The organism is Ruegeria sp. AD9, from assembly GCF_056542305.1.
The window spans coordinates 279,094-304,384 of the sequence record NZ_JBQFZP010000001.1 but is presented as its reverse complement, the minus strand read 5'-3'; the positions used below and the strand labels follow the sequence as shown (position 1 = coordinate 304,384).

Genomic DNA, 25,291 nt, shown 5'->3' with positions numbered 1-25,291 from the left:
GCGTTTGACAAAAAAAAGCCCCCGAAATTTCGGAGGCGCATGGGTTCGATTATGGTTTACCGTTACCGGCCCATGCGCGTGGTTCCTACGATTACGACTAGCGTTCTCATCGCCAGAGGCTCCTTTTTGCTTGGAGGGGACATTATGTTCGGGGGGGAGAAGCGTCAACAGGCAAATCCACCAATTTTCTATCTCAATGGCGGTATTTTTCGAAATTTTGTTGCGCAGATTGCCGCACGTCGGGAATTTCCGGGAAAAGGGCGGGCATTTTCGTGAGGGCGGGACAGGTATGAAGGTCTGAATGCGTCAGGTCGATGTCTGAAACTGGCATGATCCGGTGATTTGTCTGCGTCACGCTGACCTTGTGTTCGCAAACGAGGGAGGCGGAGCATGTTACAGGACCTGGTAGATCTGGGACGATATCCGATTGATCGCCCGGATTCGCCAGCTTACAGGCGATTGATCGGGGATTTGCGGCGCGAGTTGGAACAGGACGGCTGTGCGGTTCTGCCGGGTTTCGCACATGCGCAAGGGATCGAGCTGTTGGTGCAGGAGGCCGACGAGGTGGCGCCCAATGCACACCGGTCTTTCAATCGCACAAATGCCTATTTCACCAAAGACGACCCACGGTTCGACGCCGCCCATCCGATCAGACGGTTCTATGACCGGTCGAACGCGTTTGTTCCTGCTGACAATTTTGCGCATTCCGGTCCTTTGCGCAGGATTTACGAGTTTAGCGGATTTCTTCCCTTCATTCGGGATGCGCTGGATGAGCCTGAGGACCGCTTCTTTCGTTACGATGACCCTCTGGCAGATGTGATCATCAATGTCGTGGAAGAGGGGCAGGGCTTTCCCTGGCATTTCGACACCAACAACTACACCGTGACACTGGCGATCCAGAATGGCGAGCAGGGCGGTGCATTCGAATACGCACCCAATCTGCGCACAGCTGAGGATGAGAATTTCGATCAGGTCGCGTCGGTTCTGGACGGAAACAATGAGCGCGTTCATCGGTTGGAGCTGCGACCTGGGGACTTGCAGATATTCAAAGGCCGCTACTCCCTGCACAGGGTCGCCCCGGTCAAGGGCACGCGGAGGCGGTATGTGGGTATCTTTTCATTTGTCGAGGCCGAAGGCATGTGCGGTGGGATCGAACGGACGCAGCAGCTCTATGGACGCGTGTTGCCACACCATTATGAGCGTGCGGGTTTGCGAAAAGATCAGTTGCTGGATTGAAGGGGCACTACCGGAGGTCAAGGCTCCCGCCCGTCGTCAACGCGCCTGTGGCGCGTCTTCTCTGGTTGGGCCGGGTAGCGCGCTGCGCGCTGCGGCCGCGCATCGATCAGAAGCCGACCCCGGTGCCTTGCAGCATGCCATGTTCCAGCGCGTAGCGGGTCAGCCCGGCGGTCGAGGATATTCCCAGTTTGCGCTTGATGTTCTTGCGATGCGTTTCAACCGTTCGCACCGAGATATCCAGCTTTTGCGCAACTTCTTTGTTTGATTTGCCCTGCGCCAGTTCCAGCAGAATTGTTTGCTCGCGCCCAGTCAGCGCCTCGCGTGCGTTGTCGCCTTTGGGTTTCAGGGACCCACTTGCGCCTGTGCACAGATACTGCTCACCCCGCATGACCGCATCGATGGCCTGCTTGATCTCTTCGGTTGGGACATCTTTGAGAACATAGCCTTTTGCGCCGTGGCTGAGCGCGGTCGAAATATACTCGGGGCTGTCATGCATCGACAGGATCAGGATGCGCGTATCGGGCAGACGTTCCAGAATGATCTCCGTGGCGCTGAGTCCGCCGAGGCCAGGCATGTTCAGGTCCATCAGGATGACATCCGGGGCGAGGCCAACCGCCTGATCCACCGCGGCCTGACCGCTGCCGAGTGTTCCAACCACTTCGATATCGTCGTAGCTTTCAAGGATCGACTGAATGCCCTCGGCCACCATGGGATGATCGTCGACAATAAGAACTCGGATGTTTTTGGCGCTCATGTACCGGCCTTTCGGTTCGGAGTTGCGTCTTCCTGCGGAGGCAACAGGTGGCTCAGCGGCAGGCTGGCCTCGATTACCGTACCGCCGCGCGGTCCGCGTGATGACAGAATACGCAGCGATCCGTCAAGTTGCTCAATTCGCTCCTGCATATTGCGCAGACCGATGCCGGTGGTCGGGGTCCCGGATTCTGCGCGCAACCCACGGCCATTGTCGGTGATCCGCATGGTTGCGCCTTTCTTGTGGCCGCGCAGGTCAATCGTCACATAAGAGGCATCCGCGTGGCGTTCGATATTTGTCAGCGCCTCTTGTGCGATGCGGTAGAGTGCGATCTTGCTGTCCTGATCCAGCCGGTTGCGGAATACGACGGTGGAAAACTCGGTCTCGATCCCGGTTCGTTCGCGAAAATCGTCGGTCAGAGCCTTCAACGCAGGTCCAAGGCCAAGGTCATCCAGCACGCCGGGGCGCAGGTCGCGGCTGATGCGGCGCACCTCGGTGATAGCGGTGCGAAGATGGTCAATGCCTTTGTCCAGCGGATCGCGCGCGCCTGCATCATCGCCGCGCAACAGCCGGCGGCGCGCATTGTCCAGCGCATAGCGCACACCCACAAGGATCTGGCTTATGCCATCATGCAGTTCGCGGGCAACCCGGCCGCGTTCCTCTTCCTGCGCGTCGAAGACACGCTGCGTCAGTTCTTTCAACTTGGCATCCGCCAACCGTCTCTCGCGAATGTTCAGCAACATGCCCGAAGCAAAAACAATCAGAACCGCAGCAACAACAATGGCGCCGATATACATGAAGGTGCGCTGCACGCGGGTCTCAACCTCGGCCCTTGCGTTGGCGACCGTGGCGACAATGTCGTCAATGAAGACCCCGGTACCCACGACCCAGCGCCAGTCCTGCAACCCGACGACATAGGCGATCATCTGCGCCTCATCCCCGGTCGAGGGTTTTTCCCACATGAAGCTGTGCCACCCGGCTCCCTGACGGGCGAGGCGAATGAACTCGTCAACGATAGGTGTGCCATCGCTGTCGGTCAGACCTTCCCAGTTGCGGTTGATGAATTGTGTCTGACGGGGGCTGACCAGATTGTTGCCATCATAATCGTAAACGAAAAAGAACCCGTCCTGCCCATAGATCATTGCCGAAAGTATCTGCGAGACAAGGTTCTTCGACACCTCATCGTCCGGTTCAGCGCGGCCATAGATATAGGCAAAACCATTGCGCGCCTGCGTCACGTAGTTGCGCAGTTCTTCTTTCTTGGCCTCGATCAGGCTGCGCTCCAGGGCTTCGATCTCGCGCTCAGCGGTCGCACGCGCCTCATATGCGACAAGCACAGCGATTGCTGCCACGGCCACAACCAGCGGGATTGCGGCCACCAGCGACAGTTTCTGCGCATAGGTCAGCGAAATCAGATGTCGGAGTCTTTGCATGGACGAATCGATACGCAAGCGGCGGCAAAAATGCAAAAAGATTGGCGTTGGTCGGTGAAATTCCGGTATTTGGGCCGTATTTGTTGGAGTTTTCATTCGGAAATTTCACCGCATCCCCCAAAGAAATCGATTCTCTACGCAGTAGTAGGTATTCCCTTTCGCTTCGCTCACATTAGGCTGACGCGCACTGAATGCGACAGGTCCGGTTCTGCCGGATCGTGACTATGAAGGGGAGGAACACTCATATGGATCGTCGTTCATTTCTGAAAAAATCCGCGCTGGGTGGTTCGGCAGCCGCAGCAACCGCTCTGGCGGCTCCGGCCTATGCACAGGGACAGCGCACACTGACCATGGTGACCTCGTGGGGTCGTGGTCTGGCTGGCGTGTTTGACAGCGCGCAGCGTTGTGCCGACAGCATCAACGCCATGTCGGATGGCAGCCTGAATGTTGAGATCAAGGCGGCAGGCGAACTGGTTGGCGCGTTCGAGGTGTTTGACGCGGTGTCGTCCGGCCAGGCCGACATGTATCACGCCGCTGACTATTACTTTGTCGGTCAGCACCCGGGCTATGCGTTCTTTACGGCAGTGCCTTTCGGCATGACCGCACAGGAACTTGTGAACTGGTACTATCATGACGGCGGTATGGAGCTGCATGATGAGCTGGGCGAAATCTTTGGCCTGAAGTCATTCCTGGCCGGTAACACCGGTGCGCAGGCGGGCGGCTGGTTCTCGAAAGAGATCAACAGCCCCGAAGACTTCAATGGTCTGAAGTTCCGTATGCCCGGTCTGGGCGGTAAAGCTCTGGGCAAACTGGGCGCGTCCGTTCAGAACATCCCCGGTTCCGAAGTGTATCAGGCGCTGTCGTCCGGCGCGATTGACGGAACCGAGTGGATCGGACCCTGGGCCGACGAAAAGGCAGGCTTCCAGGAAATCACCAAGACCTACTACACTGCGGGCTTCCACGAGCCGGGCGCAGGTCTGTCGCTGGCAACCAACCGCGACGTGTTCAATGAACTGACCCCGGCCCAGCAGAAGATCATCGAGATCGCTGCCGCCGAAGCGCACCAGTGGAACCTGGCGCAGTTCCTGGCCAACAACGGTGCCGCCCTGCAGCGCCTGCAGGCCGGTGGCGTCAAGGTTTTGGAATTCCCCGACAGTGTCTGGGATGCGTTCGGCAAGGCCAGCCAGGAGGTTCTGGACGAGAACATGGGCGATGAGCTGTTCAAGAAGATCTACGACAGCGCAATGCCGTCGATGGCGGCTTCGTCGGCATGGAACAACCTGTCGTCGGGTGTCTACACCGCACAGCGTGACCGTGTTCGCGGCTAAATCTTCCTGATCAAAGGAAAAACGGTTTCCCCGCGCCTTGCGGGGAAACCTTTCCCGTTGCGCGAAAGGACTTGGGCAAGCCAAAATAGGCCTGCGCGCAACTGAGACGACCTGGGGACAACATGCAGGACGAAAACGGTATCTCGTTCTTCGGCGCCCTGTGGAATGGACTGGTTTGGTTCATTCAGAACATTGCCGAAGCCTTCTATAATTTCGGATATGCGATCACGCATCCGCAGCTCTGGCTGGACTGGTCTGACAAGGCGTCGATCATGCGCTTTGTCTATTACGGCGGTTCGGTCGAATTCTTCTTTGTGGTGTTCACCTTCTTTCTGGTTCTGACAGCCGTCGGGTTGTATTACAGAAACTTCATGTGGGCCATCGTGCGTGGCCTGGAAGGGTTTGCAAACACCACCGGTCGGTTCTTTGCCTGGGCGGGTCTGCTGATGGTAATCCAGCAGATTGTCATCGTATTCATGCAACGGGTCTTTACCCGTCCTGATATGTCCTTCGGTCTGGGAATTCCGTTCCAGATGGATATCAGCTGGTTCGCGGAAGAGCTGAAACTGTATAACGCCATGGTCGTCTGTCTGTGCTGTACATACACATTTGTGCAGGGCGGGCATGTGCGCGTTGATCTGATCTATGCCGGTATCAGCCACCGCGCCAAGCGCGTGGTCGATATGTGCGGTGCGCTGCTGTTCATGATGCCAATGGCGGTGCTGACCTGGATGTACGGCTGGTTCTTCCTGTGGCGTCACCTGATCGTGCCGAACCCTTCGGCCAGTGACGCGCTGGACCGTCTGGTAGCCAAGTCCCGTGCCTTGCGCTGGAACGTGGAAACCATCGGGTTCAGCCCCAACGGGTTCAATGCCTACTTCCTGTTCAAGATCCTTCTGGTGGCTTTTGCGGCCATGGTGTTCCTGCACGCCGTCGCATTCCTGTACCGGTCGTATCTGGAATTTGTGGAAGGGCCGGAAAGCGTTGGAAAATACCTCGACAAGGACAGCCTTGGTGAGGGTGAAGAAGCCTATGAAGGCGCGCATTAAGGGCGGAGACAAAGACAATGCTATTCGGACTTGATGGCGTCGAGATAGGCCTCATTATCGTATTCTTTTGCCTTTTCGGGGGCATTCTTTCCGGCTTTCCGGTGGCTTTTGCCATCGGCGGGGCAGGGATAATATCCTTTGGCATCATCGCCGCGCTGGACAGCGCGGGGTTGCTGATCCACCAGGCGATTGACGTCGGATCGCAAAGTTATCGGGACCTTGTGAACTCCGGGATCAAGCCGGACACCATATCCGTGTTCCGATACCCGGATTTGCCAAGGCTCGCCGAACCTGTTTTTGCCTCGGGCTGGGAAACCGCGCTGGACCGCAACGTGTCGTTCATCGTGAACCGAATGAACGAGCGCGTGCTGGCCGGGCAATCCATCGAGACCCTTCTGGCCGTGCTCATGTTCGTCCTGATGGGCATCACGCTGGAACGTTCAAAGATTGCCAACGATCTGCTGACGACGATGGCACGTGTTTTTGGCCCGCTTCCGGGTGGTCTGGCCGTGTCAATTGTGGTTGTGGGGGCGTTTCTGGCGGCTTCGACCGGTATCGTTGGCGCGACCGTTGTGACGATGGGCCTGCTGGCGCTTCCAACCATGTTGCGCAACAACTATTCGCCGGAACTGGCGACCGGTGTGATCGCGGCATCGGGCACCTTGGGGCAAATCATTCCACCGTCGATCGTGATCGTCCTGCTGGGCACATTGGCGGGGGATCTGTATTCGACAGCGCAGGAAACCCGGGCTGTTGAAGCCGGTTGTACCGACGCGCTGACCTATCTGGGTGAGCCTGCGGTTGTCTCGGTCGGGACATTGTTCCAGGCTGCGCTGTTGCCAGGGATCATGCTGGCGCTGCTCTATGCGCTCTATGCCTTTGGTTATGCATTGCTGAATCCACACAAAGCGCCCGCTGTGGCTGTGTCCGGTGGTTCCGGGGAACCCATTACGCGGTCAGAAGGCCTGACATGGTTGCTGGGTGCGCCTGTAGCCCTGATCGTCGGTGCGGTCCTTTTGGGCAATGTCGGTGTGATCGGAAGCCAGAATATCTCGGTCTCGGCCTTCTCGGATATCGGCGAGGGTGCGTCGCTGAGGACCAACGTTTCGGCAGAGTGCAAGGCGTCGATGATCGATCTGCACGGGCAAGTTGCCTGGGATCAGGCTGTTGCCGAGCAGGAGGCCATTGATGCCGCTGGCGGCACAACCGAAGCGCATCGCCTGACAGAAGAGGAACTGGCTGCTGAACAACAAAAAAGGATTGCCGACGCGGCGCCGATCGGCACTGGAGTGGCGGTTACCCTTGTTCTGCTTGGTCTGACCCTGGTTCTCGGCCGTGGTATCGCACCGTCGCGGTCACCGCAGCCGCTGATCCTTGGCGCGATCGGGCTGTTGCTGATGGCACTGGTCGATATCCTGATGATATCGCCGACCACATCCTCTGGCGTGACTTTCGTGCTGCTCGCCCTGCCGTTCGCGCTGGCCATGTATGGTTGCAAAGAGGCTGCGGCCCGCTGTGCCACAAACGATCTGATCCGCGTGGTCTTCCCGCCGCTTGTTCTGATCATAGCGGTGCTGGGCTCGATCCTGGGAGGTGTCACCAATCCGACACCAGCGGCTGCGCTGGGCGCGGGTGGCGCGATCATGCTGGCGGCCTATCGCAAGCTGCAGGATCAGGGCCGTTCGGGCAAAGTGGTCATCTGGTCGACCTTCGCCGTTGTCATTGCACTGCTGATGGGGGTCAACTTTGACCTGCGTATCAATCAAGGCAGTGTGACGGTGGAAACCTGGATCGCCTTCATCATTGCTTATGCGGCCTATCTGTACGCCCTGTTCGGGCTGCTGTACGGATGCTGGGTGCTCTATTCCAGCGGTGTTTTGACCCCGGTGGTGCGTGAGACAGCCAAAGTGACCTCGATGGTGTTCACCATCCTGATCGGATCGCAGTTGCTGAACCTCGTGGTGATTTCATTCGGAGGGGAGCATTATATCCAGCAATTCCTGAAGAGCTTTGACAACGAGTTCACGGTTTTCCTGATCGTGATGCTGGTGCTGTTCATTCTGGGGTTCGTGCTGGATTTCCTCGAGATCATCTACATCGTGATCCCCATCGTGGGCCCGGTGATCTATGGCGGCTCGTTCGATCCGAAATGGGTCACGATCATGGTGGCGGTGAACCTTCAGACGTCGTTCCTGACGCCACCTTTCGGGTTTGCGTTGTTCTACCTTCGAGGGGTTGCGCCGAAAGAGGTCACAACAGGTCATATTTATCGCGGGATCGTTCCGTTTGTTCTGATCCAGGTGATGGGGATCGCGATCTTGTGGTTCTTCCCGACGATTGTCACGATCGTTCCGGACCTGATGCCAAACTGATCCGATCCGGAAGAGAATATTGCAAAGGGGGCCGGCTGGCCCCCTTTTCTGTTTATTTCGGGCAAGGGGCCAGCCCCTTCTTGGCCTGCGGCCAATTCATCCCCGGGATACTTATAGCCAGATGAAGATGCGGATCAGGTGAACTGGATCAGGTCCCAGCGATTGCCGAAGGGATCACGCCAGACAGCGACGATGCCATAGGGTTCGTGGCGTGGGTCTTCTTTGAAATGGACATCCCCGGCGCGCATATCTGCGTGGTCACGATAAAAGTCATCGGTTTGCAGGAAGAACCCAACGCGCCCGCCGGTCTGGTTGCCTATGGCGGCGGTTTGTTCGGGTCCGTCAGCCTTTGCCAGAAGAAGACAGCCGCTATCCGAACCGGGAGGCGCGACCAGAACCCAGCGCTTGCCATTGCCGAGGTCTATGTCCTTGATAAGTTGGAAGCTGAGCGTCTTTGTATAAAACAAGATGGCGTCGTCGTAATCCGGCACCACAAGGGTGACGGCATGCAGGCTTTGTTTCATCGCGCGGTCAGCCTTTGGTCGGATGCCGGTCAGGGAGCTGGATATTGGCGACCTGTTCGGCGATTGGCGGCGCTGACAAGGGGTGATGCGATGTGCCGGAATAAGCATCCGGATCACTGATCTTTTGCCACCCCCCCTGAATATACGCCTCAAGCCCAGAAAACTTGGCTTTGTAGCCCATCTTGGGACTGCCGGGGACCCAGTACCCCAGATAGATGTAGGGCAGGCCCGCCTCACGTGCGATGTCGATATGGTCGAGGATCATGTAGGTGCCGAGTGAGTTCTGCGGCTGTTCCGGGTCGTAGAAGGAATAGACCATGCTTAGCCCGTCATCGAGCACATCGGTCAGGCTGACGGCGATCAACTCGCCCGTTTCAGGATCGGCATATTCCACAACGCGGCTGCGGATCGGTGTTTCCTCGATCATCGCGGCGAATTCGAAAACGTCCATGTCAGCCATGCCACCATCGGCGTGACGGGTGTCAAGATAGCGGCGGAACAGCTCGTATTGCTCATCCGTGGCCCATGGCGAGGTTGCGCGGCGTTCCAGATACCCGTTCCGCTTTGCCGTGCGCTTCTGGCTTTTGGTCGGACGGAAGGCTGAAACATCGATCCGGGCCGACAGGCAGGCTGCGCAATCCGTGCACGAAGGCCGGTAGAGTACATTCTGAGACCGGCGAAATCCTTGTTGAGACAGGGAATTGTTCAGCTGTTCAGCCCCTTCGCCTTGCAGGGCGGTGAACAGTTTACGTTCCATCCTGCCGCCAAGATAAGGGCAGGGCTGCGGTGCCGTGACATAGAATTGTGGCGCAATTGGCAGCGTATGTCGCATGAAATCCCCATCCAGCCTCGGGAGGGATGATAGCAACCGTTCCCGAGACCGCCAAGTGTTTCACGCAACCTTGCGTCAGGCCCGTTGATTGATCATGACGGTGCCCAGAAAACTGTCGGTCAGACCCTGGCCACGGGCGCTGGTCATCATCATGATGACCGAGATGATCTGGACCACGGGAAAGGCCATGCTGACGAAATAGCCAGCAGTGTGGGCAAGCGCCTTGCCCAGATCCATTCGTTCTCCGAACGCATCGCGCAGCTCGATCCCCATAAAGCGCATTCCCAGCGTGGCTGAGCCGTTGGCGATTGTCACCACCCGGTAGACGAAGCTGACAACCGCGTAGATCAGGGCCAGAAAAAACAGACCCAGAAAGGCGGTTAAAAGGATTGCCACCGTGCAAAGCAGCGAAATGAAGGCGATATCGAACAGCCAGGCAACGAAGCGTTTGGTTGTCACCGAACGATAGAAATCAGGTTGGGTGTCCGGGTCGGGCAGATGGTTCATTCGATAGGTCCGTAAAACAGGGGTAGGGGGACCCTGTCCCGAAACACCGGGGCAGGGCAAGGTCAATCAGGCGGGCTCGCCCTTGCCGTCTTCGTCATGGCTTTCGCGGGCGCGTTCATCCATGAATTGATCGAATTCGGCTTTGTCCTTGGCGTCACGCAGGCGGCGCAAGAAGGCTTCGAAATCCTGTTGTTCGCGTTCCAGGCGGGCCAGGGTATCTGCTTTGTAGGCGTCGAAGGCGCTGTTGCCCGAGGGCTTCATTGCACTCATGTGGCTGTGCCAGGATTTGCGGCGGTTGCAGGATTTGCTGAACATGCGTTTGCTCCAGATCATATAGGCCAGCAGGGCAAGGCCAACGGGCCAGAAGAAGATGAAACCAAGAACCATGGCGGCGATCCAGGCCCCTTTGCCTTTGTCATCCAGCCAGGCTTCGGTTCGGTAAAGCCATCCCGGATTCGCGGGGACGGCGGGGTCGGACAATGCGGTCATTTGAGCTCTCCAGGGTTGATGTAAACTCTATTCACATTGCATAGATGGGGTACCGTTTGGATGGGTGCAAGGGGTAATGTGAAAAAGATTTACATTATGCAATCCGGTTGACGTTTCAGGATCTGGCTCGCAGGGTCCGGGTATGGATATGACGGACAACAAAGCCGCCCCTGCACTAAAGGACATTCTTGAACTGGAAACGCAGGTCTGGGTGGCGCTGGTTGAAGGTGATGCAAGCGCCGACCGCGCCTTGCTGAGCGCGGATTTTCTGGGCGTTTATCCCACGGGGTTTGCCAATCGGGACGATCACGTCGGGCAATTTGCAGATGCGCCAACGATGGCCGAGTTTGATCTGAGTGACGCTCGGTTACGTGTCCTGACCCCGGATATCGTGTTGCTGTCCTACCGTGCCGATTACCTGCGCCCGGGTGCAGATCGGCGCGAGGCGATGCTGATTTCATCTTTGTGGGAACGAAGAAACGACGTTTGGGTCAACAGCTTCAGTCAGGACACGCCGGTTCAGGAAACCTGATCAGAATGCCCCATTGACGATTACGTCCCGCAATGCGCAGGGTGCGCGCATGACTGACGCTCTTGCCATTACCCGCCTTCCGCGTGCGTTTGATCCGTCCCTGGGCGATGAAGCCCGCGCTCTGATACCTGATCTGTCGCAGGAGATGGGAGAGCTGGTGGCAGGAACGGCCGGGTCCAGCCCATATCTTAAAGGCCTGATAGAGCATGAAAGGGAATGGCTGCCTGATGCCTTAGTGCGCTCGGACCAGGCGCTGTCTGAAGTCATGGCGGAAGCGCGTGAGCTGCCCCCGGATCAGCTGAAATCCGGCTTGCGGCAGGCAAAGCGGCGTGTGGCGCTGTTGACCGCGCTTGCCGACATCGCAGGTGCCTGGCCGCTTGAAAAAGTCACCGCGGCACTGACCGATTTCGGAGCACTGGCCGCAGATGTTGCGGCCAAGGCCGAGATTGCGACGTTGATCCGGCGCAACAAACTGCCGGGTATGACCGAGGACGATATCGAAACTGCCGCCGGGATGGTCATTCTGGCCATGGGCAAGATGGGCGCGCATGAGCTGAACTACAGCTCGGATATCGATCTGATTGTGCTGTTTGATGAGACCCGGTTTGACCCTGATGACTTCTACGAGGCCCGGCAGGGTATTGTGCGGGCAACGCGGAACTTCTGCGCGACGCTCAGCGACAAGACTGCCGATGGCTATGTTTTCCGTACAGATCTGAGGCTGAGACCTGATCCCGCCGTAACACCGGTCTGCATGGCGATGGAGGCCGCTGAACGGTACTACGAAAGCCTTGGCCGCACGTGGGAGCGCGCAGCATATATTAAGGCCCGCCCCTGCGCCGGAGACTTGGCCGCGGGGCAGCGGTTTCTGGACACATTGCGCCCTTTTGTCTGGCGTCGCCATCTGGATTTTGCCGCCATTCAGGACGCGCATGATATGCGGCTTCGGATTCGCGAAAACAAGGGTACGGGCGGGGCCTTGTCGATTCCTGGCCACGATATGAAGCTGGGGCAGGGCGGTATTCGCGAGATCGAGTTCTTCACCCAGACCCGTCAGCTGATCGCAGGTGGCCGCGATCCGGATTTACGGGTGCGCGGAACGGTCCCGGGGTTGGCGGCGTTGGCGTCAAAAGGCTGGGTGCCGCAGGATGTCGCGGACAAACTGACCGATCATTATCGGGCGCATCGCGAAGTCGAACACCGCATTCAGATGGTTCATGATGCACAGACGCATAAGGTGCCGAAATCACCGGAAGGCATCGAACGCATCGCCTGTCTGATGGGGATCGGCAGCGACGAACTGAAACAGGACCTGAAAAACCGCCTGACGGAAGTACACGAACTGACTGAAGGATTTTTTGCGCCCGGGCCCGGTCCTGCACCTGTGGCGGCACAGGATGTGGAGTTTGACCAGAGTGTTCTGGCCCGGTGGACGACCTATCCGGCCTTAAGGTCCCAGCGCGGGTCGCGGATATTCGAACGGTTGCGGCCCGAGCTGCTGTCGCGTCTTGCCAAGACCGCCAAACCGGACGAGGCGTTGATGGCGCTGGACGGGTTTCTGTCAGGCCTTCCTGCCGGGGTGCAGCTGTTTTCATTGTTCGAGGCCAATCCGCAACTGATTGACCTACTGGTCGATATCGTTGGCACGTCTCATGCTCTGGCCTCGCATCTGTCGCGCAATGCCTCGGTTTTCGATGCGGTGATCGGCGGCAGTTTCTTTGCCGATTGGCCGGGGCAGAAGGCTTTGCAAATCGAACTGGCCCGTGCGCTGGCGGAAGAGCCTGACTATGAAACCCGGCTCGACCTTGCGCGGCGCTGGTGTAAGGAATGGCATTTCCGGGTCGGTGTCCACCACTTGCGCGGTCTGATCGACGGGGCGCAGGCAGGCCGGCAATATGCAGAGCTTGCGCAATCGGTGATTGCCGCCATCCTGCCATATGTTGCCGAAAATTTCGCCCGCAAACACGGGCCCGCACCGGGGCGCGGAGCGGCGGTGTTGGGCATGGGGTCGCTGGGCGCAGGACGGATCAATTCACAATCCGATCTGGACATGATTGTGATCTATGACCCGCAGGATCAGGACATGTCCGATGGTCCGCGTCCTCTGGCCACGCGCACCTATTATGCGCGGTTCACGCAGGCGCTGATCACGGCACTTTCGGCACCGATGTCACAGGGGCGGCTGTATGAAGTTGACATGCGCCTGCGCCCGTCCGGCAATCAGGGGCCGGTCGCCACCAGTTGGGCCAGCTTTACCAATTATCAGCAGAACGAGGCCTGGGTGTGGGAACATCTGGCCCTGACCCGTGCTCATGTCGTTGCGGGTGATGCCGGTTTGGCAAATGATATCGAAGCGTTCCGCGCCGGGTTTCTGTCGCGCCCACGCGAGCGGGACAATGTCTTGCGCGAAGTCGCGGAGATGCGAACGCGCCTGGCCGCAGCCAAGGCACCTGCCGGGATTTGGGATGCCAAAAACGGGCCCGGCCGCCTGATGGACATCGAACTGATGGCCGAAACCGGTGCCTTGCTGGCAGGGACTACGGCACGCGATGTGTCCTCGGGCCTCGATGGAGCCGTCGCTGCCGGGTTGCTGGATGTCGCGCAGGCGCAATCCCTGAAAGACTGCTACAGCCTATGCTGGTCGGTGCAATGTGCGGCCCGGCTTCTATCGGGCAAAGTCATCGAGGCGGAGCAGATCGGTGAAGGAGGTGTGGATTTCCTGTGCCGTGCCACCGGGTTTGAACAGGTTGATGCACTGCAACGGGCATTGCAGGAGAGTTACACAACTGCGGCCGACCTGATCGGCAGCGTGATCCAAGAGGGCGAAGATGGCACGCAGCACTGATCCCAATGACCACAAAGGTCTGATCCAGGAAGCTTATCGCATCGAAGGCATCACCCTGCCGGAATGCCGCAGCATATTTCTGGACTGGGCGCTCAGCCTGCCCGAAGAGCGTGACCAGAACACGGCGCTGACCGAGTTGCATGCGGCATACGCGCTGCACAGCCCGGATCATCCCATGACTCAGGTTCTGTCCGAGGGCCTTCAGGCGGCCCAAACCCCGAAACGGCGCGGTGGCTGGCGTTCGCGAAGCCGCTAGGTCTTTTCCATCGGCACATTCGCGACTAAGAGGGCACCATGACCCAATCTGCCGACCGCCCCCGTATCCGCCTGAAACCCAAAGCCAACGCGCGCAGCCTGCGCCATGGCTTCCCTTGGGTCTATGCAAATGACATTGTCACCGACCGCCGTACGCGCAAGATCCCCGCAGGCGCTCTGGCGATTCTCGAGGATGACACTCGCGCAGCGCTTGCGCTGGTGGCGGTCAATCCTGAGTCAAAAATCATGTGCAGGGTGCTGGATCGTGACACCAACGCGCAGTTGGACAATACTTGGTTCGAAACCCGCCTCAGCCGCGCCCTTGCACTGCGTGAACGTCTGTTTGATGCGCCTTTCTACCGTCTGGTCCATGCCGAGGCCGATGGCTTTCCCGGTGTGATCATCGACAGGTTTGGCGATACCTGTGTCATCCAGCCCAACGCGGCCTGGGCCGAGGTGCATCTGGATACGCTCACCGAAGCGCTAATCAAGGTCGCAGGCGTGACGACGGTGCTGAAAAACGCCTCGGGCCGCACGCGCGGGCTGGAAGGGCTCGACGATGAGAACCTGACTTTGCACGGCACAGCACCCGACGCGCCCCTGCCTGTGCCAATGAATGGTGCCACGTATATGGCCGACCTGACCGGAGGTCAGAAAACCGGCCTGTTTTACGATCAACGCCCCAACCAAGCCTTTGCCTCACGGCTGGTACATCCCGGAGCGCAGGTGCTGGACGTGTTCAGTCATGTCGGCGGCTTTGGTCTGGCGATGCTGGCCGCAGGTGCCGGACGGGCCTTATCCGTCGATGGGTCTGCGGCCGCGCTGGAACTGGCCACCAACGGTGCCGAGGCTTCGGGCCTTGCCGACAGGTTCCAGACCCGGCAGGGCGACGCGTTCGATGTACTGACTCAATTGGGGGACGAGGGTGCGGTTTTTGACGTGGTCATTTGTGACCCACCTGCCTTTGCCCCATCAAAACAAGCGCTGGATGCGGGTTTGCGCGCCTATGAACGTATCGCACGGCTTGCCGCACCTCTGGTCAAACCGGGCGGCTATCTGGGGCTGTGCTCGTGTTCTCATGCCGCCGATCTGGGACGGTTCCGCGATGCCTCCTCCCGCGGGATCGGCCGGGCGGGCCGAAAGTCGCAACTGATCCACACCGGATTTGCTGGGCCGGATCATCCGCAACTGCCGCAACTGGCGGAAAGCGGCTACCTCAAGGCGGTGTTTTACCGCCTATGAAGACTGTTCTCGACACTTGCGTCCTCTATCCCACGGTCATGCGCGAAATGCTGTTGGGCGCCGCGCGATTGGGACACTTCACCCCGATCTGGTCCGCCCGCATCCTCGGAGAATGGGCCCGCGCCGCCCGCAAGCTGGGCCCGACGGGGGAGGCGCAGGCGCGTGCTGAAATCGCGCTGGTGCAAGCGGCCTGGCCGGATGCCGAACGTCCAGCGAACGAGGGTCTTCAAAACCGTCTGTGGCTGCCGGACGCCGCAGATATCCACGTGCTGGCCACAGCAATCGCGGCTTCCGCTGATCTGATTGTCACGGTAAATGCCAAGGATTTTCCCAGAAATATCCTGACTGATGAAGGGCTTGACCGGCAAAATCCCGACAGCCTGTTGTACAGCTTCTGGCAGTCAAACCCAGAAGGCATGAGCACACTTGCCACACAGGTCCTTGCCGAAGCCGATCGCCTCTCAGGCGAACAATGGACCCTCCGCGCGCTCATGAAAAAAGCCCGGCTTCCGCGATTGGGCAAAGCGCTCGCCACCTGATCGGGATCCAGCTTCATCTGGCCAAAAATATCCCGGAGAGCGCGAGAGGCTGGCCTGTCGCAGCACAGGCATCACCCGCGTGCCCAACGCTGTTCAAGCTTTTCCAACGCCGCAACACGTTCATCTGTCTTGGGATGGCTCATCAGCCAGGCCGGGACCACCCCGGCGCGCTGCTGTGTCAACTCTTCCAGCTTGTGAAACAGTGATTTCTGTGGTCCGATTCCAATCCCGGCTTTTGTCAGCAAAGCGGCTGCGTATTCATCCGCCTCATACTCGTCCTGCCGCGACAGGCGCGAGGCGATCAGTGCGGTCAACGCATTGGCAATCATCGCCCCGACAAAGGGGATGAACCTGTTCAGAACCATGATCAGCGCCGTTCGCATCGCATTCTGCCCTGAAAAATCGATCATCCGCCGCCGTGCGTGACCCAGCGCCACGTGCCCCAATTCATGCGCAATTACACTGGCCATTTCCTCAGCCGAAACCTCTCCGTTGTGGAACTTGCGGTAAAATCCCCGCGTGATGAATATCCGCCCGTCCGGCGCGGCCAGCCCGTTCACCGGGTCGATCTCGTAGATATAGACCGGCACCCGTTCGATCCCGAGCGCCGCCGCCAGCCGGTCGGTCATGCGTTTCAGCGCCGGATCGGCAAGTTCCGTCGATTTCGCATCCAGTTCCCGATGGGTGCGCCAGACGGAAATCCGGTACATCACAATTCCATAGGCAACGGCCAGCAGGATCGGGGTCAGGCGAAGCATGGGTTAGATATGGTAGCACTGGGCTTTTAGGGCAAACGAAAAATTCAGGGGCCGCTTTTGGGGACAAAGCTACCGCCAGAATTCTGCGATCCTGCGGCAGCTTTGTTGATCTATAGGATGCGATGTTGCAATCAAAGACCTGTAGACGGCTCAACTTCCAGTAAGACGAAAGTCTTCTTTCCATTGACGTCGAATTTCTGAACCACGTCACCGTCGCGAACGACCGTCAGACAACGATAGCGGCCTTCATCTGCTACCATGGAAACACAAACCTGATCTGTATCAGTGATCGCAAATGCTCCCGTACCCGTCCAACCGCCGTTGGTTAATTCGCCACTGACGATATTGTTCGGGTCGTAATAGAAACGGAACGTCTTCTCTCCGGAACTGGCTGTGACCCTGTTTCCGATCAGTAACTCGGCTATCTGTTCTGCATTCAGCTTTTTGCCGCCATTGGCCAATGCCGCTTCAAGGTCAGTTTGCGCGAAGACCGAGCCGCCGGCACAGGTTATTGCGGCCGCCATGAGCAGTGTTCTCAACCGTGGCATGTTCCTTCTCCTTTCATGATGGGGGAAACGTATCGGGATGATTTCCCGCCATACGGAAGTTAGAAGGATTCCGGCCGCGGCACTTGATCGAAAGCTGATATTTCCTGACATTTAGATGACAATTGGCAAAATCCGTTGAGCGACAAACACAGCCGGATGTAAGTTGAACTATGTACAGGTTTTTGGATTTTGAACTTGACCCGGCAAAAGGTTTGAGCCGCAGCGGACATCCGGTGGCATTGGAGCCTCAGGCACTTCAACTGCTTGAATTACTGATTAGAAACCGCAGTCGAATCGTCACCAAGGATGAAATAGTTGATGAAGTCTGGGCCGGAAAGGCCATAACGGACGCAGCTCTGAACACGCGAATCCGCTCTGTACGAAAAGCACTGGGCGATAGCGCGGCGAGTTCGAAGTACATCAAGACGCTTCCCAAGCGCGGGTTTCAGTTCGTTGCGCCGGTCGTTCAAAACGAGCCTTCGGAACAGCAATCTGGCAGGCCTTCAAAACGGCATGCTCTTGTTGCGAGCATTGTTTCGGCGTGTGCTCTTGCCATTGTCTTTTTTTCTGTCTCCTTTGAACGGCAAGGATTGCCAGATACCGAAACCCCGTCATTGGCTGTTGTTCGTTTTGATAATCTGGGCGGTGATAACGCGGGGCAGTACTTTGTCGATGGTCTTACAGACGATCTGACCACTCACCTGTCACGCAACCGTGACTTGTTCGTCGTTTCCAGCGCGACGATGTTTTCTTATGCGCGTGGCGAGGCGAGCCCGATCGAAATCGCCCGCGAACTGGGGGTCGATTACATCGTCCGGGGCAGCGTCCGACGCGCTGGCGATCGGGTGCGGGTTAGCGGAGAACTTATTGATGTGGATGCCAGCGAAACTATTTGGGCAGAGAGTTTCGAACGGCAAACAACGGGTATCTTTGCGGTTCAGGACGAGATTAGCCAAGCAATCGCCGGGCAATTGTTGCCGGAAATATACCTGTCGGACGCGACGCGCTCACAGGGAAAGCCAACCCAGGACATGGGAGCGTGGGATCTGTACCTTCGTGGTCGGGTGCGTCAATCCGAGTTTACCAAGGAGGCACAAGAGGAAGCCGCAAGCTACGCGCGGGAAGCGATTGCGGCTGATCCTGGTTTTGCCGCAGCCTACAGCCTGTTGGCTCGTGCCCTTGGGACGACTTTCTTCTTCCAATGGGCAGACACCCCGCAGAACACGCTCATATCCGCTACCGAAGCCGCTACGCGAGCTATAGAACTCGACGGTCAGGAAGCGCAGGCCCACGCGGCATTGGGATATATTTACCGGTTTACCGGCGAGGCGGATCCTGCCATCGCAAACCTCGAACGCGCGGTCGCTCTCAATCCCAATGACGCTCGTATCCGTTTGGAACTGGCGCATACTTTCGATTGGTTTCGTATGCAGGACCGTGCGTTGCCGGAGATTGAAATGGCCATCAAACTGAGTCCGCGCGATCCGATGCTGCAGAACATGTACTTTTATAAAGGGCATATCCTGTTTCATCTTGGACGCCACGAAGAGGCGCTGGATACTGCAAGGCAGCTGGGCACTGTCGCGACAAGCAACACCTGGCGTCTGTTTCATCATCTACTGCGCGCCGCAAACCTTGCCGAAATGGATCGACCGGAAGAAGCTCATGAGGCCGTGGAGGCGGCTATGCGCATTAATCCGAAACTTTCAATTTCGGCGATGAAGAGACAGTTCGCAGGATCGAAAAATCATCCAGAAAACCGAAAAATCTGGTTGGCGAGTTTGAAAAAGGCTGGTGTGCCGGATTAGGTGCAAAAAACAAAGAAGTTCGAAGACTGGACGCTCGTAAGTTGGAATATTGGTCGCTATGGCCTCAAACCTGCCATCAGTCTCTACCGCGTCAGCTCGCGCATTCCCTTTTCAAGACCAGCCAGTGTCATGGGCACCATGCGATCTTCAAAGATGTCGCGGATCATGCTGATGGAATGGGTATATTCCCAGTATTTCTCGGGCACCGGGTTGATCCACAGGTTTGACGCCCAATGTTCGCGCGCGCGTTGCAGCCAGACCTGTCCAGCCTCCTGATTCCAATGTTCATTGGCACCGCCGGGATAGGCGATCTCATAGGGGCTCATCGAAGCGTCGCCGACAAAGATGCACTTGTAGTCGGACCCATAGGTGCGCAGCACTTCGTGGGTCGGGGTCTGTTGGTTCCAGCGGCGGCGGTTGTCCCGCCAGACCCCTTCATACAGGCAATTGTGAAAGTAGTAGTATTCCAGATGCTTGAACTCGGTTCTTGCAGCGGAAAACAGCTCTTCAACCACCTTGATATGCGGGTCCATCGAGCCGCCGACATCCAGAAACAACAGTATTTTGACGGCGTTGTGGCGCTCGGGCCGGGTTTTGACATCCAGATAGCCATGCTCGGCCGTGGCACGGATGGTGCCGTCCAGATCCAGCTCTTCGGCTGCTCCCTCCCGCGCCCAGCGGCGCAGGCGTTTCAGGGCGACCTTGATGTTGCGGGTGCCCAGTTCAACCGTATCGTCGAGGTTCCTGAATTCCCGTTTGTCCCAGACCTTGACCGCACGCTGGTGACGGCTTTCTTTCTGACCGATACGGACGCCTTCGGGGTTGTACCCATAGGCCCCGAACGGAGAGGTTCCTGCGGTGCCGATCCACTTGTTGCCGCCCTGATGACGGCCCTGTTGTTCCTTGAGCCGTTCGCGCAGTGTTTCCATCAGCTTGTCGAACCCGCCAAGCGCTTCGATCTCGGCTTTTTCCTCATCCGACAGGTGTTTCTCGGCCATCTTGGCGAGCCAATCGGCAGGGATATCGACAGCTTCCAACACCTGATCGAAACTGATCTCGCCCAAGCCCTCAAAGCTGGCGGCAAAGGCGCGGTCGAACTTGTCGATATTGCGCTCGTCCTTCACCATCGACACCCGGGCAAGGTAATAAAACGCTTCGACATCATAGGTGACCAGACCCTTTTTCATGCCTTCCAGAAAAGTCAGATACTCCCGGAGTGATACCGGGATGCCCGCTTTGCGGAGGTTTTTGAAAAAGGGCAGGAACATTGCGTCATGCCACCATGCGAAGCAGAACCAGCGAGATCACCAGCCCCACAAGCGCAAAAGCGATCCCATATCCGGCGGCATACTGTGCCATGTCAGCGCCGTTTCCATTGCGTTTTTTTGCGGTCAAAGCACCCAGGATTGCACCCAGTATCGCCATTCCCAGTACTAGCAACATATGCGTTTCATCCGTCTTTCGTGCTGTCAGCGGGGCGTCGGCCACTGTTTTGAACCAAAGACTGAGCCACCAAATCAGAACCGAACCCGTATCGCGCCCACCCAAGGCTGTCCAGTCTGACGGCACGTGCCTTTTGTAATTGACCGGCCTGTTTCAAGGCCTCGGATTTCAACAGCAGCAAGGTTGCCAGAAGCGAAGCGTTTTCCGCGCGGGTCATCACGTCGATGGCCTGATCCAGTTCGGGCAGGACCTCTGGCCCGCGATCCTGCGCAAGCGCAAAGGCTGCGGTTTGGGTTGAGACATAAGCCTGATGAACCTCGGTTCCGGGCGTTGCGCGAAGAAACTGTTGCGCGATCTTGAACTGCCGCTGGGCTTCCGCCGGGTCACGAAACTGCTCCATCCGACCCATCAGGTAGTGGGGATAGGCGCGGCGGTGATCCGTCCATCCCAATTGCTGCCCGATGCGGGCTGCCTTTTGCGCGGCGCGCATCTGCCGGGGGGAACCCGGCCCTGGTCCCAGTGATTTCTGGATCGCGTTGATCCACTCTCGGGGGGTATCCGTTGGCCGTTGCGCGGCTAATCGGTCACCGCGTGGATTCAGGCGGCTGAGAACATCGGGGATGACGGCGGCGACCTGATCCCGTGTCATACCGGTGTGCAGTTCGGGCGCATAGGCCGCGCGCAGAATCAGCATGTCGAACCCGGTCAAAACCGTATGAATATTGTCGTCGTTGAACACGGAATCCGGCAGGTGATAGAGGTCGTTCAGCGGACCAAGGGCTTGCGCCAGTTCTTCGTGCAGACAATCGCGCATTTCCTGCGGGCTGACATCGTAGGGGATGAAAATCCCCAATCTTTCGCGCTGGCGCAGCTCAACCCAACTGCTTTTGGTTTTGCGTCGGTCGCGCTGATACTCAGCCAGGCTGGACGCGTTTGGCACCACGAAACAGGCCGCGTTTGGCAGAATTTGCAGAATGTCCTTCTGACTGACCGCTTCGATCGTGATATTGGCCTGACCGTCGTTGATTTGTCGGATGTTGATACCCGCCTCGCGCTTCAGGCGGTTCAGCAGGCGGGTCAAATCCTGCTGCATACTTTGTGTCGGCGATCCGGTCAGGCGAACGGTGATCGGCATTTCGAACCGGGTGAAAACGGGCAGGGCGGCCCCGCTTTCCAGTTCGAAATGCAGGGACAGGAAATCCGCCGCGATGTTCGTGTTGGACCGTGCCGGTGGCGAGGGACGCGGTGCCGCAAAAGACTTGGCCGGTGGCAACGCCACTTCGACATATGAAACATCGTTCCCGAGTTCGATTGTCTCGACAGACGTGCAGCCAGCGATAACCAGCGCCAGAAAAAGGGCGCCCAAACGCATCATGGGCGGGCGTACTTGATGAACGGTGTCAGGGTGCCGATGCGATCATAAAGGTGGCGTGCCGTGTGATTGAACTCTTGCGTCAGCCAGTAAACGGATGGGGCGCCCTGGCGATCCGCCTCTTCATAAACCGCCTGAATCAAGGCGCGACCGACGCCCGTTCCTCGGGTTTCAGGTCGGGCGAACAGGTCTTGCAGGTAACAGACCTTTTCCACTTTCCAGGCGTGGCGATGAAACAGGTAATGCGTCAGCCCGACCAAAACGCCATCCTGTTCCGCAACAAAACAGGAAAAATCCTGTGGGTCGTCGCCCAACAATCTGGAAAAGGTCGTTTCATACACGTTTTCAGGCAGGGTAGTTTCATAAAACGCCAGATAATCCCGCCACATTTCGGCCCACTGATCTTTGTCCTCGGCCCGCAGGGTCCGGATTGTCAGAGCGTTCGCCAAGTGATGACCCCAATACTGCTGCTTTGAAACGCGGTTGCGTCAGGTATTTCGATGCTGACACCCGGGATACGCAATGGCAAGCCGTGATCACTGATTGTTCACACGCAGGCTAGCGTTTGCCACGTGCCATGAAAGCAAGACGTTCGAACAGATGCACATCCTGTTCATTTTTCAGCAAAGCGCCATGCAGCTTCGGCAGCGCGCTGGCCCCGTCACGCCTGAGGTCTTCGGCCGTCAGGTCTTCGGCCAGCAACAGCTTCAGCCAGTCCAGCACCTCCGAGGTCGAGGGCTTTTTCTTGAGCCCTTGCGTCTCTCGGATCTCATAGAATTGCGTCAGCGCGGCGGTCAGAAGTGCGTCCTTGATGCCGGGATGATGCACATCAACGATCCGGCGCATCGTCGCCTCATCCGGAAAGCGTATATAGTGGAAAAAACAGCGGCGCAGGAAAGCGTCTGGCAGCTCTTTTTCGTTGTTCGAGGTTATGATGACGATAGGGCGGTGCTTGGCCCGGATCGTCTCGCCCGTTTCGTAGACGTGGAACTCCATCTTATCGAGCTCCTGCAACAGGTCATTGGGGAACTCGATATCCGCCTTGTCGATTTCATCGATCAGCAGAACAACCTTTTCGTCGGCGTCGAAGGCCTGCCACAGCTTGCCCTTGCGGATATAGTTCGACACATCATGGACACGCTCTTCGCCTAGTTGGCTGTCACGCAGGCGGCTGACGGCATCATATTCGTAAAGACCCTGCTGCGCGCGGGTGGTGGATTTCACATTCCACTCGATCATTTTCAGCCCCAGCGCACCGGCTACCTGTCTGGCCAACTCGGTCTTGCCGGTACCGGGTTCGCCCTTCACTAACAGGGGGCGCTCAAGCGTGACAGCAGCGTTCACGGCAATGGTCAGATCGTCGGTGGCGACATATTCGGCTGTACCTTGGAAACGTGCGGTCATGGGCCTCTCGTGCGTATATTGCGTTGGACGGGCAGGTTGTGGTTTCCGGGTTACAGAGCGGCAAGGTTTTTTACAACCCGCGTCCCTGCGTCGCCCGGCGGGAATTGTGCTGCAACTCCAAGCCCTTTTGCTTGATTCCGATGTAGACCTTTGCCGGACGTTGTACCTCTCGCCCCAAAAAAGCCTGTCAAATTTCATAGAAATACAAGGTTTTGTTGATGTTTGTCTCATAGTTAGACAAATCCGCGGGGGTGCACTGTTGCGCAACGTTTGTGTAGTGACATTCCACCGCCCGTCGGCTAAACGCTGCGCAGAAGGGAGAGCCAAATGTCAGCTGAAACAGCCTCGAACGACGTTACTGGCCATACCGAGGGAGCAAATATGAAGCAGGAAGTTTTTCTGCCGGAAGATTACCGTCCGGCCGAAGATGAGCCTTTCATGAATGATCGTCAGCTTGAGTATTTTCGTCGCAAGCTGCTGGATTGGAAGACAGAGTTACTGGCTGGTAGCCGCGACACTATCGAAGGGCTGCAAGACAACACCCGTAACATTCCGGACGTCGCGGACCGCGCCAGTGAAGAAACTGACCGTGCGCTGGAACTGCGGACCCGTGATCGTCAGCGAAAACTGGTCGCAAAGATCGACTCGGCCCTGCGCCGGATTGATGATGGCGAATACGGATATTGCGAAATGACGGGCGATCCGATCTCGTTAAAGCGTCTGGACGCACGACCGATTGCAACCATGACACTTGAAGCACAAGAGCGCCATGAGCGTCGCGAAAAGGTCCACCGCGACGATTAATCGCCGGGTATGTGTAAGAAATCCAAACGCCGGGGCCTGTGGCTCCGGCGTTTTTGCGCTATGCGGATGCCATGAAGATAGATGGATTGAAATTCTGTGTCATTGGCGGTGGAATCGGCGGCCTGGCCTCGGCTCTGGCACTGAAACACCGTGGGGCGCATGTCACGCTTCTGGAGCAAGCCCCGGCCCTGACCGAAGTCGGTGCTGGTTTGCAGATCAGCGAGAACGGGATGCGCGTTCTTCATGCACTTGGCGTTACAGGTCTTTCCGTCGGGCAGAAGTCCCATGGAACTGTCTTGCGCGATTACCGAAAAGGGCGCGTGGTCTGTCACCTGCCGGGCCCTGCAGCTGGTCCGACTTATTACTACCACCGTGCCGACCTTCTGAACCTTCTTCATGATGCGGCTTGTGACGCAGGCGTGAATATCCGCTTGGGCGCCAGAGTTTCGCATGTGCAAAAGCATCCCAACGAGGCTGAGGTGATCTTGGCGTCAGGCGAGCGAATTCGCGCCGAGTGCGCCATTGCGGCCGATGGCGGTCGCAGCATGCTCCGCCCGGCTCTGAACGGGGCAGAGGTGCCGGAGTTCACGCATCAGGTGGCGTGGCGCGCCGCCATCCCCTGGCAGCCCGGTCGCGACCCGGTTTCGGCGTCCCTGACCATGGGGCCTGGGCGGCATGTGGTAACCTATCCGTTGCGCGACGAAAGCATGATGAACATTGTCGCGGTTGAAGAGCGTTCGGACTGGCGGGAAGAAGGATGGCGTCAGACGGGCGACCCTGAAGAGTTGCGCAAGCGCTTTGCAGATTTCGGTGGCCCCGTGCGCGACATTCTGTCGAAAGTCACGGATGTGCATCTGTGGGCATTGTTTCTGCGGCCTGTCGCCCAAAGCTGGCAGAATGGTCGGTTGGCTCTGGTGGGGGACGCGGCCCATCCGACGTTGCCATTCATGGCACAAGGGGCATGTCTGGCGCTCGAGGACGCTTGGGTTCTGGCGCGTGCGTTTGACGAACGATCGGGTATCACCAACGCACTGGCGGCCTATGAAACAACCCGCAAACCAAGGGCGCAGCGCGTTGTCGCGGCGGCCGGGTCAAATGCGCGGAACTTTCATCTGCGCGGTCCAGCCCGTATGGCTGCGCAATGTGTGCTGAGGGTCGTCGGTGCCCGGTTGTCACAACGCTATGAATGGATCTACAGTCACGACGTCACGGCCGCCTAG

At 58.0% G+C, this 25,291-nt stretch carries 25 protein-coding genes; 12 read left to right on the top strand and 13 right to left on the bottom strand.

The genetic code is table 11. The features are described 5' to 3' along the window. Positions 1-390: 390 nt before the first annotated feature. Positions 391-1,236, top strand: coding sequence for a HalD/BesD family halogenase (locus tag ACR0AM_RS01485; protein WP_480493005.1), 846 nt, complete (start codon positions 391-393; stop codon positions 1,234-1,236). Positions 1,237-1,342: 106 nt separating this feature from the next. Here ACR0AM_RS01485 and ACR0AM_RS01480 read toward each other — a convergent pair whose 3' ends face one another. After that, a complete protein-coding gene (locus tag ACR0AM_RS01480; protein WP_267363844.1) occupies positions 1,343-1,990 on the bottom strand; it encodes a response regulator transcription factor in 648 nt (215 codons plus the stop codon). After that, entirely contained in the window at positions 1,987-3,420 is a 1,434-nt protein-coding gene (locus tag ACR0AM_RS01475) for a cache domain-containing protein (RefSeq protein ID WP_480473303.1), read from the bottom strand. Before ACR0AM_RS01475 ends, ACR0AM_RS01480 begins: the two co-directional genes overlap by 4 nt. A gap of 245 nt (positions 3,421-3,665) precedes the next feature. Between ACR0AM_RS01475 and ACR0AM_RS01470 the strand changes: the two genes are divergently transcribed. From ACR0AM_RS01470 to ACR0AM_RS01460, 3 genes are all read left to right on the top strand, one after another. Further along, positions 3,666-4,748: a TRAP transporter substrate-binding protein gene (locus ACR0AM_RS01470; protein ID WP_480473301.1), complete on the top strand. Its 1,083-nt coding sequence runs from the start codon at positions 3,666-3,668 to the stop codon at positions 4,746-4,748. 122 nt (positions 4,749-4,870) lie between these two features. After that, the gene (locus ACR0AM_RS01465; RefSeq protein ID WP_480473299.1) at positions 4,871-5,797 is read left to right on the top strand and encodes a TRAP transporter small permease subunit; all 927 of its coding nucleotides are present in this window, start codon (positions 4,871-4,873) and stop codon (positions 5,795-5,797) included. A 17-nt stretch (positions 5,798-5,814) separates the two neighbouring features. Continuing rightward, complete coding sequence (locus ACR0AM_RS01460; RefSeq protein WP_480480486.1) at positions 5,815-8,169, top strand: TRAP transporter large permease; 2,355 nt, start codon at positions 5,815-5,817, stop codon at positions 8,167-8,169. A 134-nt stretch (positions 8,170-8,303) separates the two neighbouring features. Here ACR0AM_RS01460 and ACR0AM_RS01455 read toward each other — a convergent pair whose 3' ends face one another. The 4 genes from ACR0AM_RS01455 to ACR0AM_RS01440 form a co-directional block, all read right to left on the bottom strand. Continuing rightward, on the bottom strand, positions 8,304-8,693 hold the full coding sequence (locus ACR0AM_RS01455; RefSeq protein WP_480621935.1) for a VOC family protein: 390 nt from the start codon (positions 8,691-8,693) through the stop codon (positions 8,304-8,306). A gap of 7 nt (positions 8,694-8,700) precedes the next feature. Next, positions 8,701-9,525 (bottom strand): arginyltransferase, encoded by an 825-nt coding sequence (locus ACR0AM_RS01450; RefSeq protein ID WP_480493009.1) that lies wholly within the window; start codon positions 9,523-9,525, stop codon positions 8,701-8,703. Positions 9,526-9,600: 75 nt separating this feature from the next. Then, positions 9,601-10,032 carry an RDD family protein gene (locus tag ACR0AM_RS01445; RefSeq protein ID WP_480473291.1) on the bottom strand — a complete coding sequence of 144 codons (432 nt, stop codon included), beginning with the start codon at positions 10,030-10,032 and terminating at the stop codon, positions 9,601-9,603. 66 nt (positions 10,033-10,098) lie between these two features. After that, on the bottom strand, positions 10,099-10,521 hold the full coding sequence (locus tag ACR0AM_RS01440; protein ID WP_480473289.1) for a DUF2852 domain-containing protein: 423 nt from the start codon (positions 10,519-10,521) through the stop codon (positions 10,099-10,101). Between the two features lie 148 nt (positions 10,522-10,669). Between ACR0AM_RS01440 and ACR0AM_RS01435 the strand changes: the two genes are divergently transcribed. Genes ACR0AM_RS01435 through ACR0AM_RS01415 form a run of 5 tightly spaced genes read left to right on the top strand, consistent with a single transcriptional unit; the run spans position 10,670 to position 15,934 of the window. Beyond that, the gene (locus tag ACR0AM_RS01435) at positions 10,670-11,053 is read left to right on the top strand and encodes a DUF4440 domain-containing protein (RefSeq protein WP_480493010.1); all 384 of its coding nucleotides are present in this window, start codon (positions 10,670-10,672) and stop codon (positions 11,051-11,053) included. Positions 11,054-11,102: 49 nt separating this feature from the next. Continuing rightward, positions 11,103-13,898 (top strand): [protein-PII] uridylyltransferase family protein, encoded by a 2,796-nt coding sequence (locus ACR0AM_RS01430; protein WP_480621934.1) that lies wholly within the window; start codon positions 11,103-11,105, stop codon positions 13,896-13,898. Beyond that, entirely contained in the window at positions 13,882-14,154 is a 273-nt protein-coding gene (locus tag ACR0AM_RS01425) for a hypothetical protein (RefSeq protein ID WP_480517387.1), read from the top strand. Before ACR0AM_RS01430 ends, ACR0AM_RS01425 begins: the two co-directional genes overlap by 17 nt. A gap of 38 nt (positions 14,155-14,192) precedes the next feature. Then, positions 14,193-15,395, top strand: a complete 1,203-nt coding sequence (locus tag ACR0AM_RS01420) for an RSP_2647 family RNA methyltransferase (protein WP_480621933.1) — start codon at positions 14,193-14,195, stop codon at positions 15,393-15,395. Then, on the top strand, positions 15,392-15,934 hold the full coding sequence (locus tag ACR0AM_RS01415; protein WP_480621932.1) for an RSP_2648 family PIN domain-containing protein: 543 nt from the start codon (positions 15,392-15,394) through the stop codon (positions 15,932-15,934). Before ACR0AM_RS01420 ends, ACR0AM_RS01415 begins: the two co-directional genes overlap by 4 nt. Positions 15,935-16,005: 71 nt before the next feature. Here the strand turns inward: ACR0AM_RS01415 and ACR0AM_RS01410 are convergent, their stop codons facing one another. Further along, a complete protein-coding gene (locus ACR0AM_RS01410; RefSeq protein WP_480621931.1) occupies positions 16,006-16,692 on the bottom strand; it encodes a M48 family metallopeptidase in 687 nt (228 codons plus the stop codon). A 131-nt stretch (positions 16,693-16,823) separates the two neighbouring features. Then, positions 16,824-17,216 (bottom strand): hypothetical protein, encoded by a 393-nt coding sequence (locus ACR0AM_RS01405; RefSeq protein WP_480621930.1) that lies wholly within the window; start codon positions 17,214-17,216, stop codon positions 16,824-16,826. A gap of 194 nt (positions 17,217-17,410) precedes the next feature. Between ACR0AM_RS01405 and ACR0AM_RS01400 the strand changes: the two genes are divergently transcribed. After that, positions 17,411-19,048, top strand: coding sequence for a winged helix-turn-helix domain-containing tetratricopeptide repeat protein (locus ACR0AM_RS01400; protein ID WP_480621929.1), 1,638 nt, complete (start codon positions 17,411-17,413; stop codon positions 19,046-19,048). A gap of 83 nt (positions 19,049-19,131) precedes the next feature. On the opposite strand, the gene ACR0AM_RS01395 is transcribed toward ACR0AM_RS01400, so the two are convergent. The 5 genes from ACR0AM_RS01395 to ACR0AM_RS01375 form a co-directional block, all read right to left on the bottom strand. Continuing rightward, the gene (locus tag ACR0AM_RS01395) at positions 19,132-20,316 is read right to left on the bottom strand and encodes a vWA domain-containing protein (RefSeq protein WP_480621928.1); all 1,185 of its coding nucleotides are present in this window, start codon (positions 20,314-20,316) and stop codon (positions 19,132-19,134) included. A 4-nt stretch (positions 20,317-20,320) separates the two neighbouring features. Beyond that, positions 20,321-20,491 (bottom strand): hypothetical protein, encoded by a 171-nt coding sequence (locus ACR0AM_RS01390; RefSeq protein ID WP_209503658.1) that lies wholly within the window; start codon positions 20,489-20,491, stop codon positions 20,321-20,323. 7 nt (positions 20,492-20,498) lie between these two features. After that, entirely contained in the window at positions 20,499-21,866 is a 1,368-nt protein-coding gene (locus tag ACR0AM_RS01385; RefSeq protein WP_480621927.1) for a DUF2927 domain-containing protein, read from the bottom strand. Beyond that, positions 21,863-22,312, bottom strand: coding sequence for an N-acetyltransferase family protein (locus tag ACR0AM_RS01380; RefSeq protein WP_480473267.1), 450 nt, complete (start codon positions 22,310-22,312; stop codon positions 21,863-21,865). Before ACR0AM_RS01380 ends, ACR0AM_RS01385 begins: the two co-directional genes overlap by 4 nt. Before the next feature lie 109 nt (positions 22,313-22,421). Next, on the bottom strand, positions 22,422-23,267 hold the full coding sequence (locus ACR0AM_RS01375; protein WP_480473265.1) for an AAA family ATPase: 846 nt from the start codon (positions 23,265-23,267) through the stop codon (positions 22,422-22,424). A gap of 381 nt (positions 23,268-23,648) precedes the next feature. Between ACR0AM_RS01375 and dksA the strand changes: the two genes are divergently transcribed. Together dksA and ACR0AM_RS01365 are read left to right on the top strand one after the other, a co-directional pair. Continuing rightward, entirely contained in the window at positions 23,649-24,071 is a 423-nt protein-coding gene (dksA, locus tag ACR0AM_RS01370; RefSeq protein ID WP_209504868.1) for an RNA polymerase-binding protein DksA, read from the top strand. Positions 24,072-24,142: 71 nt separating this feature from the next. Next, a complete protein-coding gene (locus tag ACR0AM_RS01365; protein ID WP_480621926.1) occupies positions 24,143-25,291 on the top strand; it encodes an FAD-dependent monooxygenase in 1,149 nt (382 codons plus the stop codon).

Bases quoted from the DNA above. Each gene is read 5' to 3' on its own strand.
- ACR0AM_RS01485 (WP_480493005.1), top strand. From the start codon at position 391: ATGTTACAGGACCTGGTAGATCTGGGACGATATCCGATTGATCGCCCG.
- ACR0AM_RS01480 (WP_267363844.1), bottom strand. From the start codon at position 1,990: ATGAGCGCCAAAAACATCCGAGTTCTTATTGTCGACGATCATCCCATG.
- ACR0AM_RS01475 (WP_480473303.1), bottom strand. From the start codon at position 3,420: ATGCAAAGACTCCGACATCTGATTTCGCTGACCTATGCGCAGAAACTG.
- ACR0AM_RS01470 (WP_480473301.1), top strand. From the start codon at position 3,666: ATGGATCGTCGTTCATTTCTGAAAAAATCCGCGCTGGGTGGTTCGGCA.
- ACR0AM_RS01465 (WP_480473299.1), top strand. From the start codon at position 4,871: ATGCAGGACGAAAACGGTATCTCGTTCTTCGGCGCCCTGTGGAATGGA.
- ACR0AM_RS01460 (WP_480480486.1), top strand. From the start codon at position 5,815: ATGCTATTCGGACTTGATGGCGTCGAGATAGGCCTCATTATCGTATTC.
- ACR0AM_RS01455 (WP_480621935.1), bottom strand. From the start codon at position 8,693: ATGAAACAAAGCCTGCATGCCGTCACCCTTGTGGTGCCGGATTACGAC.
- ACR0AM_RS01450 (WP_480493009.1), bottom strand. From the start codon at position 9,525: ATGCGACATACGCTGCCAATTGCGCCACAATTCTATGTCACGGCACCG.
- ACR0AM_RS01445 (WP_480473291.1), bottom strand. From the start codon at position 10,032: ATGAACCATCTGCCCGACCCGGACACCCAACCTGATTTCTATCGTTCG.
- ACR0AM_RS01440 (WP_480473289.1), bottom strand. From the start codon at position 10,521: ATGACCGCATTGTCCGACCCCGCCGTCCCCGCGAATCCGGGATGGCTT.
- ACR0AM_RS01435 (WP_480493010.1), top strand. From the start codon at position 10,670: ATGACGGACAACAAAGCCGCCCCTGCACTAAAGGACATTCTTGAACTG.
- ACR0AM_RS01430 (WP_480621934.1), top strand. From the start codon at position 11,103: ATGACTGACGCTCTTGCCATTACCCGCCTTCCGCGTGCGTTTGATCCG.
- ACR0AM_RS01425 (WP_480517387.1), top strand. From the start codon at position 13,882: ATGGCACGCAGCACTGATCCCAATGACCACAAAGGTCTGATCCAGGAA.
- ACR0AM_RS01420 (WP_480621933.1), top strand. From the start codon at position 14,193: ATGACCCAATCTGCCGACCGCCCCCGTATCCGCCTGAAACCCAAAGCC.
- ACR0AM_RS01415 (WP_480621932.1), top strand. From the start codon at position 15,392: ATGAAGACTGTTCTCGACACTTGCGTCCTCTATCCCACGGTCATGCGC.
- ACR0AM_RS01410 (WP_480621931.1), bottom strand. From the start codon at position 16,692: ATGCTTCGCCTGACCCCGATCCTGCTGGCCGTTGCCTATGGAATTGTG.
- ACR0AM_RS01405 (WP_480621930.1), bottom strand. From the start codon at position 17,216: ATGGCGGCCGCAATAACCTGTGCCGGCGGCTCGGTCTTCGCGCAAACT.
- ACR0AM_RS01400 (WP_480621929.1), top strand. From the start codon at position 17,411: ATGTACAGGTTTTTGGATTTTGAACTTGACCCGGCAAAAGGTTTGAGC.
- ACR0AM_RS01395 (WP_480621928.1), bottom strand. From the start codon at position 20,316: ATGTTCCTGCCCTTTTTCAAAAACCTCCGCAAAGCGGGCATCCCGGTA.
- ACR0AM_RS01390 (WP_209503658.1), bottom strand. From the start codon at position 20,491: ATGTTGCTAGTACTGGGAATGGCGATACTGGGTGCAATCCTGGGTGCT.
- ACR0AM_RS01385 (WP_480621927.1), bottom strand. From the start codon at position 21,866: ATGATGCGTTTGGGCGCCCTTTTTCTGGCGCTGGTTATCGCTGGCTGC.
- ACR0AM_RS01375 (WP_480473265.1), bottom strand. From the start codon at position 23,267: ATGACCGCACGTTTCCAAGGTACAGCCGAATATGTCGCCACCGACGAT.
- dksA (WP_209504868.1), top strand. From the start codon at position 23,649: ATGAAGCAGGAAGTTTTTCTGCCGGAAGATTACCGTCCGGCCGAAGAT.
- ACR0AM_RS01365 (WP_480621926.1), top strand. From the start codon at position 24,143: ATGAAGATAGATGGATTGAAATTCTGTGTCATTGGCGGTGGAATCGGC.